This is a genomic window from Sphingobium sp. VMM (assembly GCF_056790315.1).
Window position 1 is genome coordinate 133,095 of the sequence record NZ_JBXGSI010000011.1, and the last position, 16,855, is coordinate 149,949.

Genomic DNA, 16,855 nt, shown 5'->3' on the forward strand with positions numbered 1-16,855 from the left:
TATTCTCATTGCGGAGTCGCGTCAAGCGGAACCGTGCCGGGCAACAGGCGGAGATACGGGAACGATGACCAGCATGACCGACCGGCGGACCATCGTCGCCCACGGGCGCATGGCGATGCGGGAGCTTCGCCTCGATGCCGCGCGCCACCGCCGTCACTGCCTGCAGATCATGTCGTTCGAACAGCTCGCGGTCCGCCTTGCCGGTGGCTTTGCGAGGCCGATCGACGACGAAAGCCTGCGCACCGCGATCCAGGCCATCCTGCCGGACACCCCGCTCGGCGAGCTCGAAAGCATCAAGCTCCTGCCGGGCATGGTCGACGCCTCGGCCGATACCCTGCACAAGGCCTGGCGCGCCGGCATTGACCTGGCCTCCCGCGCCCACGAGCATCCGCGTCTCGATTCCATTGCGCGTCTCGAGGCGGCCGTGCTGGCGCAGCTGCCGCCGGGCATGATGCGGCCCTGCGACCTGGTCGCGGCCGCCTGTCAGCGCCTCGATCACGCCAAGGCCGTTCTCGGACCGGTCGAGATTGTCGGCATCACCGAGCTGTCGCCGTGCTGGCGCCCGCTGCTTGCGGCGCTGACCGGCTACACTCCGGTGACCTGGACGGCGGGCCCTCGACCGACGCCGCCTTGGCTCGAGGCGACCGGCGTCACCATCGCGCGCGAAGCGCCGCAGGCCCCGGCCGTTAGGTCGGAAAGCGCCGCCACGGCGTATCATGAGACCATCGAGGCGATCCGATGGGCGCGGGCGCTGTTGGCGTCGGGCGAGGCCGAGCCGGCGGACATCGCCATCGCCGCCGCCTCGACCGCGGACTATGACGACCATTTCCTGTCGCTTCGCGCCGACGCGAACCTCGACCTCCACTTCATCCACGGGATCAAGGTCACCACCACCCGCGAGGGTCAGGCAGCCGCAGCCCTCGCCGACATCCTCGTTCGCGGCTTGTCGCAGACCCGGATGCGCCGTCTCACGGCGCTGTGCGGGTCCGAGGCCGGTCCATTCCAGACGCTGCCAGCGGGCTGGCTGCGCATTTTGCCGACCGACGCGCCGCTCGCCTCGGTCTCGGCCTGGACGCGCCTGCTCGGACGGCTGACCGCGGCGGACTGGCCCGACGAGCAAGACCACACTCCGACCTTGCGCGGCATCGTCGAGCTGCTGGGCAAGGGCCACGGCGCCGCCGAGGAAATCGGCGCGGCGCTGCTCAGCGGCCGCGCCCTGGCAATCTGGCGCAAGGCGCTGCTGGCGGGACCGACCGGCTCGCTCGACACGACGCTGGAGAATCTCAAGCAGGACGACGGCCTCGAGGCCTGCGTCTCGGTCGCCTGGATGCCCGCCAGCGCCTTGGCGGCCTCGCCGCGCCGGTTCGTCCGCTTGATCGGGCTGAACTCGTCGCGCTGGCCGCGGAGCATCTCCGAAGACCGCCTGATCTCCGATCACGTCATTCCCACCGCCGAACTCGATCCCCTGCCGGTCGCGGCGGCCGATCGCCGGGACTTCGAGACGATCCTCGCCACGACCGAACGCCAGGTGGTGCTGTCGCGCGCGCGCCGCGACAGTGAAGGGCGGCTCCTCGGCCGCAGCTCGCTGCTCGGCGCCTATGGCGAGGAGACCTACGTCCGCCGCAACGCGGTCCCGGCTCATGCCTTCAGCGAGACCGATCGGTTGATGGCGCGCCCGCAGGAGTTTGCCGGCGAGCCCCAGGCGGTCGCCGCCACGGCCTGCTGGCGCAACTGGCACCGCAAGGAGATCACGCCGCACGATGGCCTGGTGCGCGCCGACCACCCGCTCTTGCTGGCCATCCTCGACCGCACCCAGTCGGCAAGCTCGCTTCGCCTCCTCCTGCGCAGCCCGCTCGGCTTCGTCTGGCGCTACGCGATGCGGCTGCGGATGCCAGAGAGCGGCGCCGATCCGCTGGTTCTCGACGCCCTGGGCATGGGCGACCTCGTCCACATGACGCTCGATCTTGCGCTCCAGAAGTTGGAGGCCGCCGGCGGTCTGGCCAAGGCCGACGAGGCGCAGATCGCAGCCACCGTGCAGGAGGCCGCGCGCGAGGTCGCCGGGGTCTGGGAGAGCGAACGCGCTGTGCCGCCGGAGGTGATCTGGCGCCGGACGCTCGACGACGCCCGCATCCTGACGAGCCGCGCGCTCACCTATGGCGATGAGCGGCTGCCGGACGCCCGTTCCTATGGGGAAGTGGCCTTTGGCGGCTTGGAGCCCAAGTCGGACGCCGACAGCCCCTGGGATTCCAAGATCCCGGTCGAAATCCCCGGCGCGGGCTTCCGCATCAACGGCTACATCGACCGTCTCGACCTGTCGGGCGACGGCAAGCGCGCCCTGGTCCGGGACTACAAGACCGGCCGCCCGCCTAGGGAGGACATCAGCCTCGACGGCGGCCGCGAGTTGCAGCGCTGCCTCTACGCCTTCGCCGTCAAGGCGCTGCTCGGATCCGAGGTCTCGATCAGCGCCTCTTTGCTCTTCCCGCGCGAGCAGGTCGATCTCCGGCTCGCCGATCCGGAAGCCACCCTGGTCGAGATCACCGGCTATCTGCAGGCGGCGCGCGCCAACCTGACAGCCGGGCACGCCCTCATCGGGCCCGACACCGGCGGAACCTATGACGACCTCGCCTTCGCCCTGCCGGCGAACGCAGCCGCCACCTACTGCAAACGCAAACTGCCCGCCGCGACCGAGATGTTCGGCGACGCCGCGCAGGTCTGGGAGGCCCAGTGATGACCGCCGCAAGCAAAGCCCTGCGCGACGACAATGCCCGCCGCGCTGCGATCAGCGTCCATGACCGGTCCATCCTGGTGGAGGCCGGCGCGGGTTCGGGCAAGACCGCCGTTATGGCCGGCCGCATCGCCGCCATGCTGGCCGAAGGGGTCTCGCCCAAATCGATCGCGGCCGTCACCTTCACCGAACTGGCCGCGAGCGAACTTTTGATCCGCGTCCGCGACTTCGTCGCCGACCTAGTAGCGGGCACTATCCCGGCCGAACTGCGGATCGCCTTTCCGGACGGTCTGTCGGAAATCCACAAGGCCAACCTCGCGGCGGCTTCGGCAGCGATCGACGAGATCACCTGCTCGACGATCCACGGCTTCTGCCAGCGCCTGATCAAGCCCTATCCGGTCGAAGCCGACATCGACCCGGGCGCCGGCGTGATGGACCGCAACCAGGCCGACCTCGCCTTCATCGAGATCGTCGACGCCTGGCTGCGCGAGCAGCTTTCCGGCGGCCAGGGCGGCATCATCGCCGAAATGGTGCTGCAAAGCCCCGGCGAGACCGTCGGGCTGATCCACAAAATCGTCGCCAATCTGCGCAAGCGGCGCACGGTGTCGGCGCCGCCCGTGACGCCGCTCGCGCCGCATCTGCGCGCCTTCCATGACGCAACCGAGGCCTTCTCGGACTTCATCCAGACCGCGCCCGCGGTCGAGGAAGAAACCGCGATGTTCGCCGAGCGCCTCACCGGGATGGCCCAGGCGATGGAGGATGCGGCGACCGCCGAAACGCCGGCCGGGCTCATCCGGCTGCTGGTGACGCCGCCGCACCCCGAACTTTGCACCAAGAGCGGCTCGTTTCTGGCCTTCAAGAAGAAAGGCAAATGGGCGGAGGCCGCCAAGCGCGAGGGCCTGGCCAAGGCCGATGGCGAGCGCCTCAACGCGGCGGCCGAGGACCACTACGCGGCGTGCTGCCAGGCGTGGCAGGTCCTGCTCCAGAATGTCGCCAGCCGCGTCCTGGCCGATCTGATCGCGCAGGTGCAGCCGGTGTTGGAGCGGTTCCGGGACTACAAGCGTTCGGCCGCCTTGCTCGATTTCGACGACCTGATCTTCGCCGCGCGCGATCTGCTGCGCGATCACGACGAGGTCCGCCGCGCGCTGGGCGCGCGCTTCACGCGGGTTCTCGTCGACGAGTTCCAGGACACCGACCCGCTGCAGACCGAAATCTTCTGGCGGCTGTGTGGGGAGCCGCCCGCCGAGGGCGCGACCGCCGATTGGACGGAGTTCCAGATCCGTCCCGGCGCGCTGTTCCTGGTCGGCGACCCGAAGCAGGCGATCTACCGCTTCCGCGGCGCCGACGTCAGCGCCTATGTCCGGGCGCGCGACGCCTTCATCGCCCAGGACGCCGAGAGCGTCCTGTCCATCTCCACCAATTTCCGCTCCTGCGCGCCGATCCTCACCTATGTGAACGACCGCTTCGAGACGCTGCTGTCGAGCGACGGTCAGCCGGGCTTCACCGCGCTCGATCCGTTCCATGCCGACCGGGGCGAGGCCCCCTGCGTCGCCGCGCTGGACGTCGCCGTCGCCGACGAGAACGGCAAGGCGAGCGCCGAGCAGCAGCGCGACGCAGAAGCCGAAGCCGTCGCCGAGCTGTGCGCCCGCCTGATCGGCAGCGAAATGATCCTCGATCGTCGCTCCGGCGCCAGCCGGGTCTGCCGGCCCGGCGACATCGCCCTGCTCGCGCCGACCGGAAGCGACCTGTGGCGCTACGAAGAGGCCCTTGAGCGGCACGGCATCCCGGTCGCGACCCAAGCCGGCAAGGGCCTGTTCCGGCGGCAGGAGATCCAGGATCTCATCGCGCTGACCCGCGTCCTCGCCGATCGCCGCGATACGCTGGCCCTGGGCGCGCTCCTGCGCGGTCCCCTCGTCGGCCTGACCGAGGAAGAGTTGCTCGACATCATCTGGGCGCTGCCCCGGTCCGAGGAATATCCCGACGCCCTGCCGCGCCTCGACCTCGGCGTGGAGGCCAGTACGATCTCCCACCCGCTGGCGCGCTTGGTGATCGAAAGGCTGCAAGCCCTCAATCGCCGGACCAACAGCACCACGCCGCACGACCTGCTGTCGCAAGCGGTCGACGTGATGCGGGTGCGGCCGATCCTGCTCGCCCGCCATCGCGGCCAGGCCGAGCGGGCGCTCGCCAATGTCGATCTCTATCTCAGCCTGACCTCCGCTTTCGCGGTTCGCGGACTGCGCGCCTTCGCCGAGACGATGACCGCGGCGTGGACCGACGAAGCCCGCGCCGTCGAGGGGCGGCCCGACGCGCAGGAAGAAGCCGTCGCGCTCTACACCATGCACGCTGCCAAGGGCCTCGAGTGGCCGATCGTCGTGCCAGTCAACACGATGACCGGCATCATGCCGGCCGAGAACGCGGTGACGGATCGCGACAGCGACACCTTCTATTGCCCGGTCTTCGGGGTGAAGCCGGCCGGCTATGACGAAGTGCGCGACGCGGAAAAGGCGGAACTCGATCGCGAGCGCGTCCGCCTCTGGTACGTCGCCGCCACCCGGGCGCGCGAGCTGCTGGTCCTGCCCCGCCTCGACGCCGCGCCGTCGAAGTCGGCCTGGATCTCGCTGCTCGACCTGTCGCTCGCCAACCTCCCGGCGCTCGATGTGGCTCATCTCCCGCTGGAGATGGGTGCAGCGGCGGCTGGCGAAGGCAACCAGCAGACCCGCGAAAGCTTCGTGGCGGAAGCCGCCGCCATCGCCGAGCGCCACCGCCGCCTGACCTGGCTGGCGCCCAGCCGTGACGAAAGCAGCGCCGGCCCGGTGCTCACCCCGGAGGCGGTGGAGATCTGGGCGGCGCGCGACGAGCGCCAGCCCGATGACGAGGCCGAACGCCCCAACATCCAGGGCGGACGCGAGCGCGGCCTGATCCTGCACAAGCTTCTCGAAGAAGTGCTGACCGGCGAGACCGCGCAAGACAGCGCCGCGCTGACCGATCGGGCGCGCTCGCTCGTCGCGGCGCTCGGCCGGCCGGCGGTCGAAGACCCGTCGCAGGGCCTTTCGCCCGGTGAAATTGCCGGGTGCGTGACCCGCACGCTCGCCTTGCCCGAGATCGCCGAGCTTCGTCCGGTCCTGACCCCCGAGCTCCCGGTCTATGCCTCGGCGCTCCTCGATGAGGTTGAGCAGGCGACCGCCGGCGTCGCCGACGCCATCGCCCGGGGACCCGACGGGACGCCGCAGGTGGTCATCGACTGGAAGAGCGACGTCCTGCCCACCCCTGAGACGATCGATCACTACCGCGCTCAGGTGCGGGCCTATCTCGACATGACCGGCGCCGCGCGCGGACTGATCGTGCTGGTGACGACCGGCGAGATCATCGCCGTCACGCCGTCGCCGCTCGCGGCGGTCGCAGCCTAGTCGCCGGCGGCAGGGGGGAACCATGCTGACCCGCGCGAACGCCACCGCCGCCAGCCAGGACGACCTCTTCAGCGAAGAGGTGTCGCTGCGGCTCCCTGCCCGGCTGGCGGTCGACGGCAAGGTTCTGGGCAGCTCGACGCGTCAGCAGGCCGTGCCGGCCACCGAGGCCGTTTGCCGGCTCAAGCCCTTTACGGTTCGGCGCGTCGGCGGTTTTGAGACGATCCTGAAAACCGGCGAAACGCTGAAGATCCTCAGCGCCAAGACGGCGACCCAGCTCGAGGCCGACCTTGTGCTGCTTGTTCCTGACGCCCTGCATCCCAAGGACATCAGCGCGGCGCTGGAGCGAGGCGAGGGCCGCTGGATCCGGCCGACGCCTCTCAATCCCGCATCGTTGAGCGGTCCCGAAATGGCGAGCCGCCTCGAACGCGTGACCGCGTCCTGGGAAGACGCCTTCCACCTGCGCGAGGCGCGCGCGGCCACCGACGTCAAACCCGCCGCGCCGGGGCTCAGGCGGCCGCAGATCGGCGCGCTCCACGCCGCCCTCGCTCACGCCACGCGCTCGACCGAGCCGGCGACCATCGTCATGCCGACCGGGACCGGCAAGACCGAAACGATGCTGGCCCTGAACGCCCGCCAGCGCTTCGACCGGTTGCTGGTTGTGGTCCCGACCGACGCCCTTCGCGACCAGATCGCCGGCAAGTTCGAGACCTTCGGCGTCCTCAAGGGTCAGGCCTGTCTCGACGCTGCGGCGGAATATCCCGTGGTGACCCGCCTGTCGCACATCCCCTCGAGCGTGGCCGAGGTCGACCAGCTCTTCGACAGCGCCAACGTCATCGTCACAACCATGCATATCGCCGGCCGCGCCGATCCGCAGGTTCAAGAGCAAATGGCCGCCCGGGCCGCGGCCCTGTTCATCGACGAGGCCCATCACATCGGCGCGCGGACCTGGACCGAGTTTCGCGGGCTGTTCGTCGATCGCACGCCGCCGATCCCGATCGTCCAATTCACCGCCACGCCCTTTCGCGAGGACGGCCGGCGGGTGGATGGCGAGTTCATCTACACCTATCCGCTCAAGAAGGCGCAGGAAGAGGGCTATTTCAAACCGATCCGCTTCGAGGCGGTGTTCGGCCTGGACCGCCCCGACGCCGACATGGCGATCATCGAAAAGCTGGGCGAGGTCCTCGCCGCGGACCTCGGCGCCGGCCTCAACCATCTCGCCATGGCGCGGTGCAGCACCATCGAGCGCGCCAAGCACCTCCATCAGCTCTACACCGCGATCCACCCGGAATATCGCCCGGTCATCGTCCACAGCCAGCAGCCGCTGCGGGAACGGCGCGAAAACCTCGCGGCGCTGCGCCGGTTCGAGAGCCGGATCATCGTCTGCGTCGACATGCTGGGCGAGGGGTTCGACCTCCCCGAGCTGAAGATCGCCGCCCTGCACGACCACCACAAGAGCATTGCGGTGACGATCCAGTTCGTCGGCCGCTTCACCCGGCAGGACCCGACCCTGGGCGACGCGACGGTCATCGCCAACACCGGCGTCGACGACGTCGACCGCTCGCTGGCCAAGCTCTATGCCGAGGACGCGGACTGGAACGCGCTGGTCGAGGCCCTGAGCTCTGCCAAGATCGAACGCCAGATCCGCCGCGCCGAGATGTTCAAGGGTTTCACCGGCGACCTCAACGACATCCCCTTGCAGACCCTCGAACCGAAGATGAACGCGGTCGCCTACCGGACCTCGTGCGACAGCTGGGATCCGTTCCAGGCCGAGGAGCTCTACGATCCCGGCTCCTATCTCGGCATGAAGATCAATCCGCACCAGCGCGTGGCGATCTTCGTCACCCGCGCGGAGGAACAGGCCCGCTGGACGACGGCGCAGCACGCCATCAACGTCACCTGGGATCTGCACATGCTGCATTGGGACCAGGCCAGCGGCCTGCTCTACATCAGCAGCTCGGCAAAAGGCCCGTTCGATCGCCTGGCCAAGGCGGTGTGCGGCGATACCGCGCGCCGGATCGAAGGCGAGGATGTCTTCCGCAGCCTGCACGGCTTCAAGCGCCTGATCCTGCGCAACCTCGGCCTGACCCACCACCAGGGACGAGGGGTGCGCTACTCCATGTATATGGGCGTCGACGTCGCCGACGGCCTGGACAGCGCCAAGTCGCAGTCGCGGATCAAGAACAACGTCTTCGCCACCGGCTTTCTCGACGGCGCGCCGGCGTCGCGGGGCTGCTCGGCCAAGGGCAAGTTCTGGTCGATGTCGCCGGTGCGCGACCTCACCGACTGGGTCGACTGGTGTCAGGATATCGGCCGCGCGGTCAACGACCCCGGCATCACCACGGACGGGGTGTTCAAGAGCGCGATGCGGCCGCGCCAGATCAGCGACCGCCCCGCCGTCCGGCCGGTGGCGATCCACTGGCCGGAATCGCTCCTGATGCAGATCGAGGAGCGCGTCGAGATCACCTTTGGCGAGCACGCCGTGCCGTTCGCCGAATGCGACTTCGAGCTACTCGACAATGCGCGCACCGGTCCTTTGCGCTTCGCCGTGGTGAGCGACGACCACTCGGCCGAGTTCGAGATCGTCTTTGCCGATGGCGGCGCGCGCTATCCGCAGCGGGCTGGGCCCAAGGCCACGATCAAGATCGGCGGCAAGGTGCAGACGCTCTCGGAGTGCTTCGCCGACGACTCGCCGCAGATCGATTTCGGCGACGGTTCGCTGCTGATCTACAGCCACCTCTATGCGCTGCCCGACGGCGAGACGGTCCCGCCCTACCCGCCGGAGAAGCTCGAGGTCTGGGACTGGTCCAAGACCAACATCCGCGCCGAAGCGCAAGGCGTCGAGAAGCGGGCCGATTCGGTCCAGCGGCTGGTGATCGAAACCTTGCTCGCGGACCCCGAGCCCTATGACGTGATCTTCGACGACGATGGCAAGGGCGAGATCGCCGACGTGGTGGCGCTCCGCATCACCGACAGCGTCGTGTCGGTGACCCTGTTTCACTGCAAATATTCAGGCGCCGACACGCCCGGCGCTCGGCTCGGCGACCTCTACGAGGTGTGCGGCCAGGCTCAGAAATCGGCCCGCTGGCGCGATCGGCCGAACCGGATGCTGCAGCACATGCTGAAGCGCGAGCAGATCCGGCGCGACAAGGGCCTCAGCTCCCGCGTCGAGCGCGGGTCGGCCGCCATGATCAAGAAGCTCAAGGCCGGCTGGCAGGATCATCGTTTCGAATATGACGTGCGGATTGTGCAGCCGGGGCTTTCCCGCCAAGCCTTTGGCGAGGAGGGGCTTCACCTGATCGCAGGGGTCGAGACCTATCTGCTGGAGACCCGCGCCATGCGCCTGCGGGTCATCGGCAGCGGGTGAGGCGCGCCTTGGTTCAACATCGGCGCGGGGCGCCCGAAGAGAGAATCGCGGGGGCCGATGTCGTCACTTGCCTGGATTGATTTCGACGAGGCCGAGCGCCAGCGCGCGCAGCGGATCATGTCGCTGTTTCAGGAACGGGAGAGCCGGGACGAACTCGGCCTGGGCGGCATCCGCGATTCCATCGCCGACCACCTGTTCCCGGGGACCAGCACGATCCAGACGCGCCTGCGCTACATGCTCTTCATCCCCTGGCTGTTCCAGATGCTGGAAGGGTCGGCGGCCGGGGCGGACCAGCTCAACGCCGAGGCGCGCGCGCTCGAGAACCGGCTCGCCAATGCGCTCAAGGCCGGCGGAGAATCGAACGGCATCATCGGCCGCGACGCCGGCGCGGCGGTCCAGCGACTGCCCAGCTCGGTCTATTGGGCCGGGCTCTCGACATGGGGCATTCGCCTCTTTCCGGGCTCGATCGACAGCCTCTTCTCCTCGCTGCGCCACTTTCAGCGCAGCCGGCCGCGGGTCCGCGAAAGCGAGGACGCCGCGTCGGAAGCCCAGGCCTTCCAAATCTGGACGCCGTCGCTGCCGGCCCGACCGGCAGACCTCTTGGAGGCGGTGAGCTTTCGCCTCGCGCCCGAGGAAGCCCAGTTCATCATCGACCAGCTGGTGGCGAAACGGCCCCGCAGCCTTTTGACGTTCCTCGCCCGCACCGGCGGCGGCGCGGCCGATTGCCACTACATCTGGGAGCACCCGCAGCTCGCGGATTTCCCCGACGATACGCGGGCATTGGTCGCTCATGGCGAACTGTTTTCGAGCGTGATGCACGGCGCCTCGCTCCTCTACAATCTGCTGCTGAGCGAGCTGCGGGCCAACCCCGATTGGGTCGAGTTCTATCAATCGCGCCTACAGGACTGGCACGCGAGCCTGGACATGCCCGCAATCCGCGCCTGGTCACTCGACGCCTTCTGGCAGGTCATCGATCACCCGGCCCACCGCATCCGTCCGGCGGCCAAGCGCTTTGTCAGCCAATGGCTCGAGCTGGTCCGATCCGGCGAGATCGACGGCGGCCGCCTGACTCCCGCAGCCCGCGTCGTCGAGGAGCGTGAGCGACGGCTGAAGACCAGCCAGTCGCGCTTCGCCAACCGGACCGTGCGCGACCGCTGGACGGGCGCGTCTGGCGTCGACCGGCTTTCGTTCCGATGGGCGCAGGCCCGGTCGCACCTGCGGGATCTCGCTGATGCTGAATAGGACCACCCTCGATCCCGAAACGCGTGTGCTCTACGGCGACAGCCTGCAGCCGCCGCCCGGCTATGTCTTCGACGCTGCTGTGGCGACGACCTTCTCGCTCGATTTCGAAACGGCGCTGGCGGCGCCCGTCAGCCTGGCCTTGTTCGCCGCCGAGAACCGCGACGACATCCTCTCGCATCCCTTGGCGCTGCTCGAGGGCGCCGAACGGATCGCCGGCCGGCTGGTGGTCTTTGCCGACGCCGGACATCTCCACGCCCAGGGCCGGCCCCATTCGCGGCTTTGCTCGCTGCTCGAACGGATCATCGTCGAGGTGGCCGCGCCGCGCGGCGGCGCTTTTCACCCGAAGATGTGGGCCCTGCGATATCGGCCGACCCGGGCCGGCGATCCGACCTTACTGCGGCTTCTCGTCCTCTCGCGGAACCTCACGCGGGACCGTTGCTGGGACATCTCGCTGCGCCTTGACGGCGAGCTGACGCGCCGCCCCGACGCCGGCAACCGACCGTTGTTCGACCTGCTCAGCCGCCTGCCCGACCTCGCCGTGAGCGGCATTACCGATGAGGCGCGGGCGCTGACCAACGAGATCGCACACGACGTTCGCCGCGCCCGGTGGACGGCGCCCGAGCGCTTCGACGAGGTCTCCTTCGCGCTCAACGGCTTTGGCGGGAGCATCTGGCAGCCGCCCCGCTGCGCCCGGCTCGGCGTCATCTCGCCGTTCTGCGATACCGACGCACTCGACCTCCTGGCGGATCTGCCAACCGCGGAAAAGCCGATCCTCATCAGCCGGCCCGATCAACTGGTTTGCGTCGACGCCGAGACGCTCGGCGCCTTCGAGCGCGTCTCCGTTCTCGACGAGATGGCCGCCAGCGAAGACGGCGAGGACGTCTCCGCCACCGCGTTGCAGGGGCTCCATGCCAAGGCCTTCATCGCCGAGATCGGCTGGGATACCGTCCTGACCATCGGCTCGGGCAACGCGACCCGGCCCGCCTTGCTCTCCGGCAACAATGTCGAGCTGTTTGCGTCGCTCAAAGGCAAGCGCTCGCGGGTCGGCACCGTCGAGCAGATCATGGGCGAGAAAGGGTTCGGGCGCCTGACCCGGACCTTCGTCCCCAGCGAGCTGGAGCCGGTCGATCCGGCGGTGATCTCCGCCGAGAAGCGGCTCGATGAGGCCCGCCGCGCCCTGTGCCGCGGTGCGCTGCGGCTGCGCTGTGAGCGGGTCGCGGACGAGGACGCTGCGGAGCACCCGTGGCGCGTCTGGCTGACGACATCGGAGCCGCTACCGCTTGAAGGCGTTGGCGCGCTGACCGTCTGGCCGATCACCCGCGGCGATGGTCATGCCTGCGACGTCCTTTCGGCGCTGCGCTCCGGCGAGCCCGTCGATCTGGGCGCGATGCCGATGGTGGACCTGACCCGCTTCCTCGCCTTTCGCCTGGGCGAAGAGACCGAGAAGGCGTCCGCGCTGTTCAGCACCGGCCTCATCATGGATGGGCTTCCTGCCGAGCGCCACGCCGCGATCCTGCGCTGGGCGATCGACAGCCGCGACGCCTTCTTCCGCTATTTGCGGCTCCTGCTCTCCGAGCTCGGCGAACCCTTCAGCGCGGCGCTGGCTGCGCAGGAAGGCGCGGGGGCCGGCTCCTGGGCGACAGCGGCCGACGACGCGCCGCTGCTCGAAGACATGGTCCGCGCCTTGTGCCGCGGCGGCGAACGGCTCCGCGCGATCGAACGGCTGATGACCCGCCTGGAAGCTGGCAACGACACCGGCGCCGATCCCATCCCCGACGATTTCCGCACCTTGTGGGATGCCTTCCGCATCGCGCTCCAGGACCAGGACGCCGCTCATGGCGGATAGCCGTTTCGAGGCCGCTGCGGCCCTCGCGCCGCTCAAGGCGTTCCAGCGTCGCACTGTCGACTATGTGTTTGATCGGCTTTACGCCGATCAGGATCCGGTGCGGCAGTTCCTGGTCGCCGATGAGGTCGGCCTTGGGAAAACCATGGTCGCGCGCGGCGTGATCGCGCGGACGATCGAGAAGCTCTGGGACACGAGCGAGCGGATCGACATCCTCTACATCTGCTCCAATCAGGCGATCGCCGCGCAGAACCTGAACCGCCTGAACGTCCTCAATCGGCGCGAGTTGGCGCTGCCGACGCGCATGACGCTGATCCCGCTTCAGGTCCGCGGCGACCAGGGCCTCGACGCCAACAAGGTGAACTTCATCAGCCTGACGCCGGGCACCACCTTCGACCTGCGGTCCACGACCGGCGTCACCCGCGAGCGCGCGCTGCTCCTGCGGCTGCTGGAAGACCGGGTCTCGCGGCCGCGCGGGCTGCACAACCTGCTCCAGGTCAGCGCCGGGGTCGACGGCTGGAACTATGCGGTTCGCGACCTGACGCTGGACGGCGTCGACCAGCGGATCATCGACCGTTTCCGCCGCGACGTCGAAGCCGACGCCGCGCTGTTCGAAGAACTCGAAGCAGTCTGCGACCTCTTTCCGCGCCGGCGGGACTCCTACCCTTACGAACTGGGTCACCGCCGGAACGCGCTTGTCGGCCGGTTGCGGGCCAAGCTCTCGCACGCCTGCATCGATGCGCTGAAACCCGACCTCATCATCATGGACGAGTTTCAGCGCTTCCGCGATCTTCTCCACGGCGAGACGCCGGCGGCCGATCTCGCGCGCGAACTGTTCGACTACACCGACGGTAACGGCCATGCGGCCCGCACGCTGCTGCTGTCGGCCACACCCTACCGGATGCTGACCCTGTCAGGCGACGAGCCGGACGACGGCGAACACTATCGCGACTTTCTGGAGACCCTGTCCTTCCTTTACGGCCGCAACAACGGCCCCCAGGTCGCCGCCACGCTCGAAGGCGAGATGCGGCGGTTCCGGGCCTTTCTCCACGCGCTTCCGGGATCCAGACCAGAGGCGATCGAGGCGCGGCGCGGCATCGAATACCATTTGCGCAAGGTCATGTCGCGCACCGAGCGCGTGGCCAGCACGATTGAGCGCGACTCGATGGTCGGCGAGCCGCCGATGGCGATCTCGATTCAGCCCGCTGATCTGCGCCAGGCGGCCGCCGTCTCAGAGGTCGCCCGGGCGCTCGAAGCGCCCGAGATCACCGAATACTGGAAGTCAGCGCCCTATCTGCTCAACTTCATGCGGGACTACGCCCTCAAGCGCCTCTTGCGGGACAATCTCGACCGCCCGCCCGCGCATCTGCGCGAAGCGCTCGCGCGCGCCCGTCCGGCGATGCTCGATCACGACCGCCTTGACGCCTATGAGCCGCTCGAACCGGCCAACGGCCGGATGCGGGGCGTGATGGACGACCTATTCCGTGATGGACTGGACCAGCATCTCTGGATCCCGCCGTCGCTGCCCTATTACGGTCCCGAGCGGCAAGGCCCGCCGCTGACCAAGGCGCTGATCTTCTCCTCCTGGTCGATGGTCCCTGACGCGATCGCGGCGATCCTCTCCTACGAAGCCGAGCGTCGCATGGGAGTCGGGGCGGCCGGCCAGCGCTATTTCGGCCATGTCCGACCGCGCCCCATCCAGTTCCGCCAGAACCAGGGCCGACTGGTCGGCCTGCGCGCCATGCACCTGGTCTATCCGTCGCCGACGCTGGCGCGGCTTGCCGATCCGCTGGCGATCTTCGCGGCGCACCCCGAGCCGCTCTCCGCCGACGCAATGCGAAAAGCCGTCGCCGAGCGCCTGCGGGCCAGCGTCGAGGCGCTTTCGCAGCGATCCGGAGATGCGGCCGACGGCCGCGAGTGGGAATGGGCGGCTCCGGCCGCCATCGACGCGATGGCGGGCGCGCGATCCGTCGCCTGGGTGGACTCGCCCTACGGCTTCGCCCTGCTCGGCGACGAGGAGGGCTTCAAGGAGCATGTCGCCGAGCTGCGCACGGCCGCGACCGAGCGCCAGTTCGGTCCGGTCAGCGAGACGCTGGTGGACCTGCTGGTCGACATATCGCTTGGCAGCCCGGCGGTGTGCGCGCTGCGCGCGCTGCACCGCGTCGCACCCGATCTCGACCGGGATGATCCGCGGCTCTTGAAGGCGGCCAACCAGGTCGCCTGGGGATTTCGGACCCTGTTCAACCAGCATGACGCCGTCGCGCTGCTGCGCAAGGACGACGACGATCGCTATTGGCACCGGGTGCTCACCTATGGCGTCGAGCACAACCTTCAGGCCGTCCTCGACGAATATGTCCACTATCTGGTCGACGCCGAAGGCCTCGGGGCGCGGCCGTCGGCCGATCGCGTCGCCGGCGTCAGCAAGGCCATCTTCGACGCCCTGTCCATCCGACCCTCGCAGATCGATGTCGACGACCCGATCGTCGAAGGCAAGAAGCTGGTCATCAACAAGTTCCAGATGCGTGGCCGCTTCGCCATGCGGCTGGCCGACTATAAGGACGAGGAAGGCGGGGCGGCGCGCCTCGGCAGCGTCCGCGAAGCCTTCAACTCACCGTTCCGGCCTTTCGCGCTGGCGACGACGTCGGTCGGCCAGGAGGGGCTCGATTTTCACCCCTATTGCTACCGCATCTACCACTGGAATCTGCCCGGCAACCCGGTCGATCTGGAGCAGCGCGAGGGGCGCGTTCATCGCTTCAAGGGCCACGCCATTCGCCTGAACCTGGCGCATCGGCAGGGCCGCGTGCTCCAGGGGGCCGACGCGATCCCCGATGATCCGTGGCAGGCGATGTTCGACGCCGCGAGGGCGGAAACCGAGATCGATTCCGACCTCATCCCCTATTGGATTTACGAGGGTCCGGTCAAAGTCGAGCGCCGCGTTCCCTCGCTGCCGTTCAGCCGGGAGGTCCGCCGGCTCGAATGGCTCAAGCGCAGCCTGACCGTCTATCGGCTGGCCTTCGGTCAGCCTCGCCAGGAGGACCTGCTGGAGTATCTGCACAGCCTGCTCGGAACGGACATGGCAGCTGAGGATCTCGCCGAGTTGCAAATCCGACTGCAGCCCTAAGCCTCCGCTTCCGACAAGCCTTCATCCGGTTGGTACCATTGGATACGCTACCATCTGGTACCATGTGGTACATTGTCCTCAGCTCCGGGGGGCAAAGTTGTAGGGTCGAGAGGACGGCTAGACCTGAACTGACCCGTGCTATCGTCCGAGTTGCAACGCCCGCTTCGCCTCTTCGGTGATCGTGTAGACAGCCTGGCGCTGCGCGCCGCGGTTGTGGTGGTCGACCCTGTAGCCCTGATAGTGCCGACGCACGAAACCGGCACGAACGAGCTCCGAGACGGCTCGGCTGACGTTCGTCCGGCCGGACTGGCGGACTCGCTTGCGCACTTGCGCGTCCACTATTCTCTCGGCCGCTTCCGGATCGAGCGGAAGCACTCGCTTGGCCTCAAGCTCCTGACGGACCTTGTCCGTAAGCGCGCGGCGACGCGGATCGCGCTGAGCGACGGGCACCAACGCGTCGCATAGCCAATCGCGAACCGGGATGCGCCGACTACCGTCGCGGATGTACGGCCCGGCCGATCCGGTTTGAGCGCTCGCCTGTGCGATCAGGTTCAGCACCATGAAGCTATAGCGTGGCCGCTCGCAGACGATGGTTAGCCGTTCGAGGATCGCCGGCAGGTCGAGTTGCCGTTCCGGCTCCTCCGCCTTGACCGGCCGAGCGCGCTCCTTGGGGGAGAAGAGGTCGGGCTGAAACATGGAACATTACAAGCACAGAGTGCCCGCGAAGTGAATCCCGCATGGAGCGGGAGAGTAAGTTTGACCGCTCGCGGCACTTCACCGGGAAGGTAAAGTGCCGCGAGCGGATATCGCGAAATGCTCTGCCGAGAAGCGGCATCTTGTTTCCGCAGAAAGCTCCTTCCGCCCGTCAGAAAAGAGTGATCTCTTCGTATCGACCAGCGCGCCGCAGTTGGCGCACGATCCCGTTGAATGCGGCCGTCACACCTTGAGAGCGTCCGATGTCGTTGGTCTGCTGAGCCGCGTCCCAGAAGCTCTCTAAGGGCCAGCGCTCCGGGCAATGCTGCAAGAGGCATCGCAGGGCGAGACGAACCTCGACCACGTCGACCCGCGCACTCGACGATCGAGCAGCAGCGGAGCGGAGGATGTGGACCGAGAGGGCGATGACGACGCGCTGATGACGCGGAAGACCTTCCAT

The 16,855-nt window shown here is 68.3% G+C and carries 8 protein-coding genes; 6 read left to right on the forward strand and 2 right to left on the reverse strand.

Features of this window, described 5'->3' with window-relative positions; translation table 11 throughout:
- Positions 1–64: 64 nt before the first annotated feature.
- From ACUCV3_RS15825 to ACUCV3_RS15850, 6 genes are all read left to right on the forward strand, one after another.
- Positions 65–2,728, forward strand: coding sequence for a PD-(D/E)XK nuclease family protein (locus ACUCV3_RS15825; protein ID WP_482240830.1), 2,664 nt, complete (start codon positions 65–67; stop codon positions 2,726–2,728).
- Positions 2,728–6,132 carry a UvrD-helicase domain-containing protein gene (locus ACUCV3_RS15830; RefSeq protein ID WP_482240831.1) on the forward strand — a complete coding sequence of 1,135 codons (3,405 nt, stop codon included), beginning with the start codon at positions 2,728–2,730 and terminating at the stop codon, positions 6,130–6,132. The genes ACUCV3_RS15825 and ACUCV3_RS15830 overlap by 1 nt, the downstream gene beginning before the upstream one ends.
- A gap of 22 nt (positions 6,133–6,154) precedes the next feature.
- Positions 6,155–9,496, forward strand: a complete 3,342-nt coding sequence (locus ACUCV3_RS15835) for a DEAD/DEAH box helicase (RefSeq protein ID WP_482240832.1) — start codon at positions 6,155–6,157, stop codon at positions 9,494–9,496.
- A gap of 57 nt (positions 9,497–9,553) precedes the next feature.
- A complete protein-coding gene (locus ACUCV3_RS15840) occupies positions 9,554–10,738 on the forward strand; it encodes a DUF6361 family protein (RefSeq protein WP_482240833.1) in 1,185 nt (394 codons plus the stop codon).
- A complete protein-coding gene (locus tag ACUCV3_RS15845; protein ID WP_482240834.1) occupies positions 10,728–12,584 on the forward strand; it encodes a phospholipase D family protein in 1,857 nt (618 codons plus the stop codon). Before ACUCV3_RS15840 ends, ACUCV3_RS15845 begins: the two co-directional genes overlap by 11 nt.
- Positions 12,585–12,681: 97 nt before the next feature.
- Positions 12,682–15,702 (forward strand): P-loop NTPase family protein, encoded by a 3,021-nt coding sequence (locus ACUCV3_RS15850; RefSeq protein ID WP_482240835.1) that lies wholly within the window; start codon positions 12,682–12,684, stop codon positions 15,700–15,702.
- A 138-nt stretch (positions 15,703–15,840) separates the two neighbouring features.
- On the opposite strand, the gene ACUCV3_RS15855 is transcribed toward ACUCV3_RS15850, so the two are convergent.
- Both ACUCV3_RS15855 and ACUCV3_RS15860 read right to left on the reverse strand, forming a co-directional pair.
- A complete protein-coding gene (locus ACUCV3_RS15855; RefSeq protein WP_482240836.1) occupies positions 15,841–16,398 on the reverse strand; it encodes a hypothetical protein in 558 nt (185 codons plus the stop codon).
- A gap of 169 nt (positions 16,399–16,567) precedes the next feature.
- A complete protein-coding gene (locus tag ACUCV3_RS15860) occupies positions 16,568–16,855 on the reverse strand; it encodes a hypothetical protein (protein ID WP_482240837.1) in 288 nt (95 codons plus the stop codon).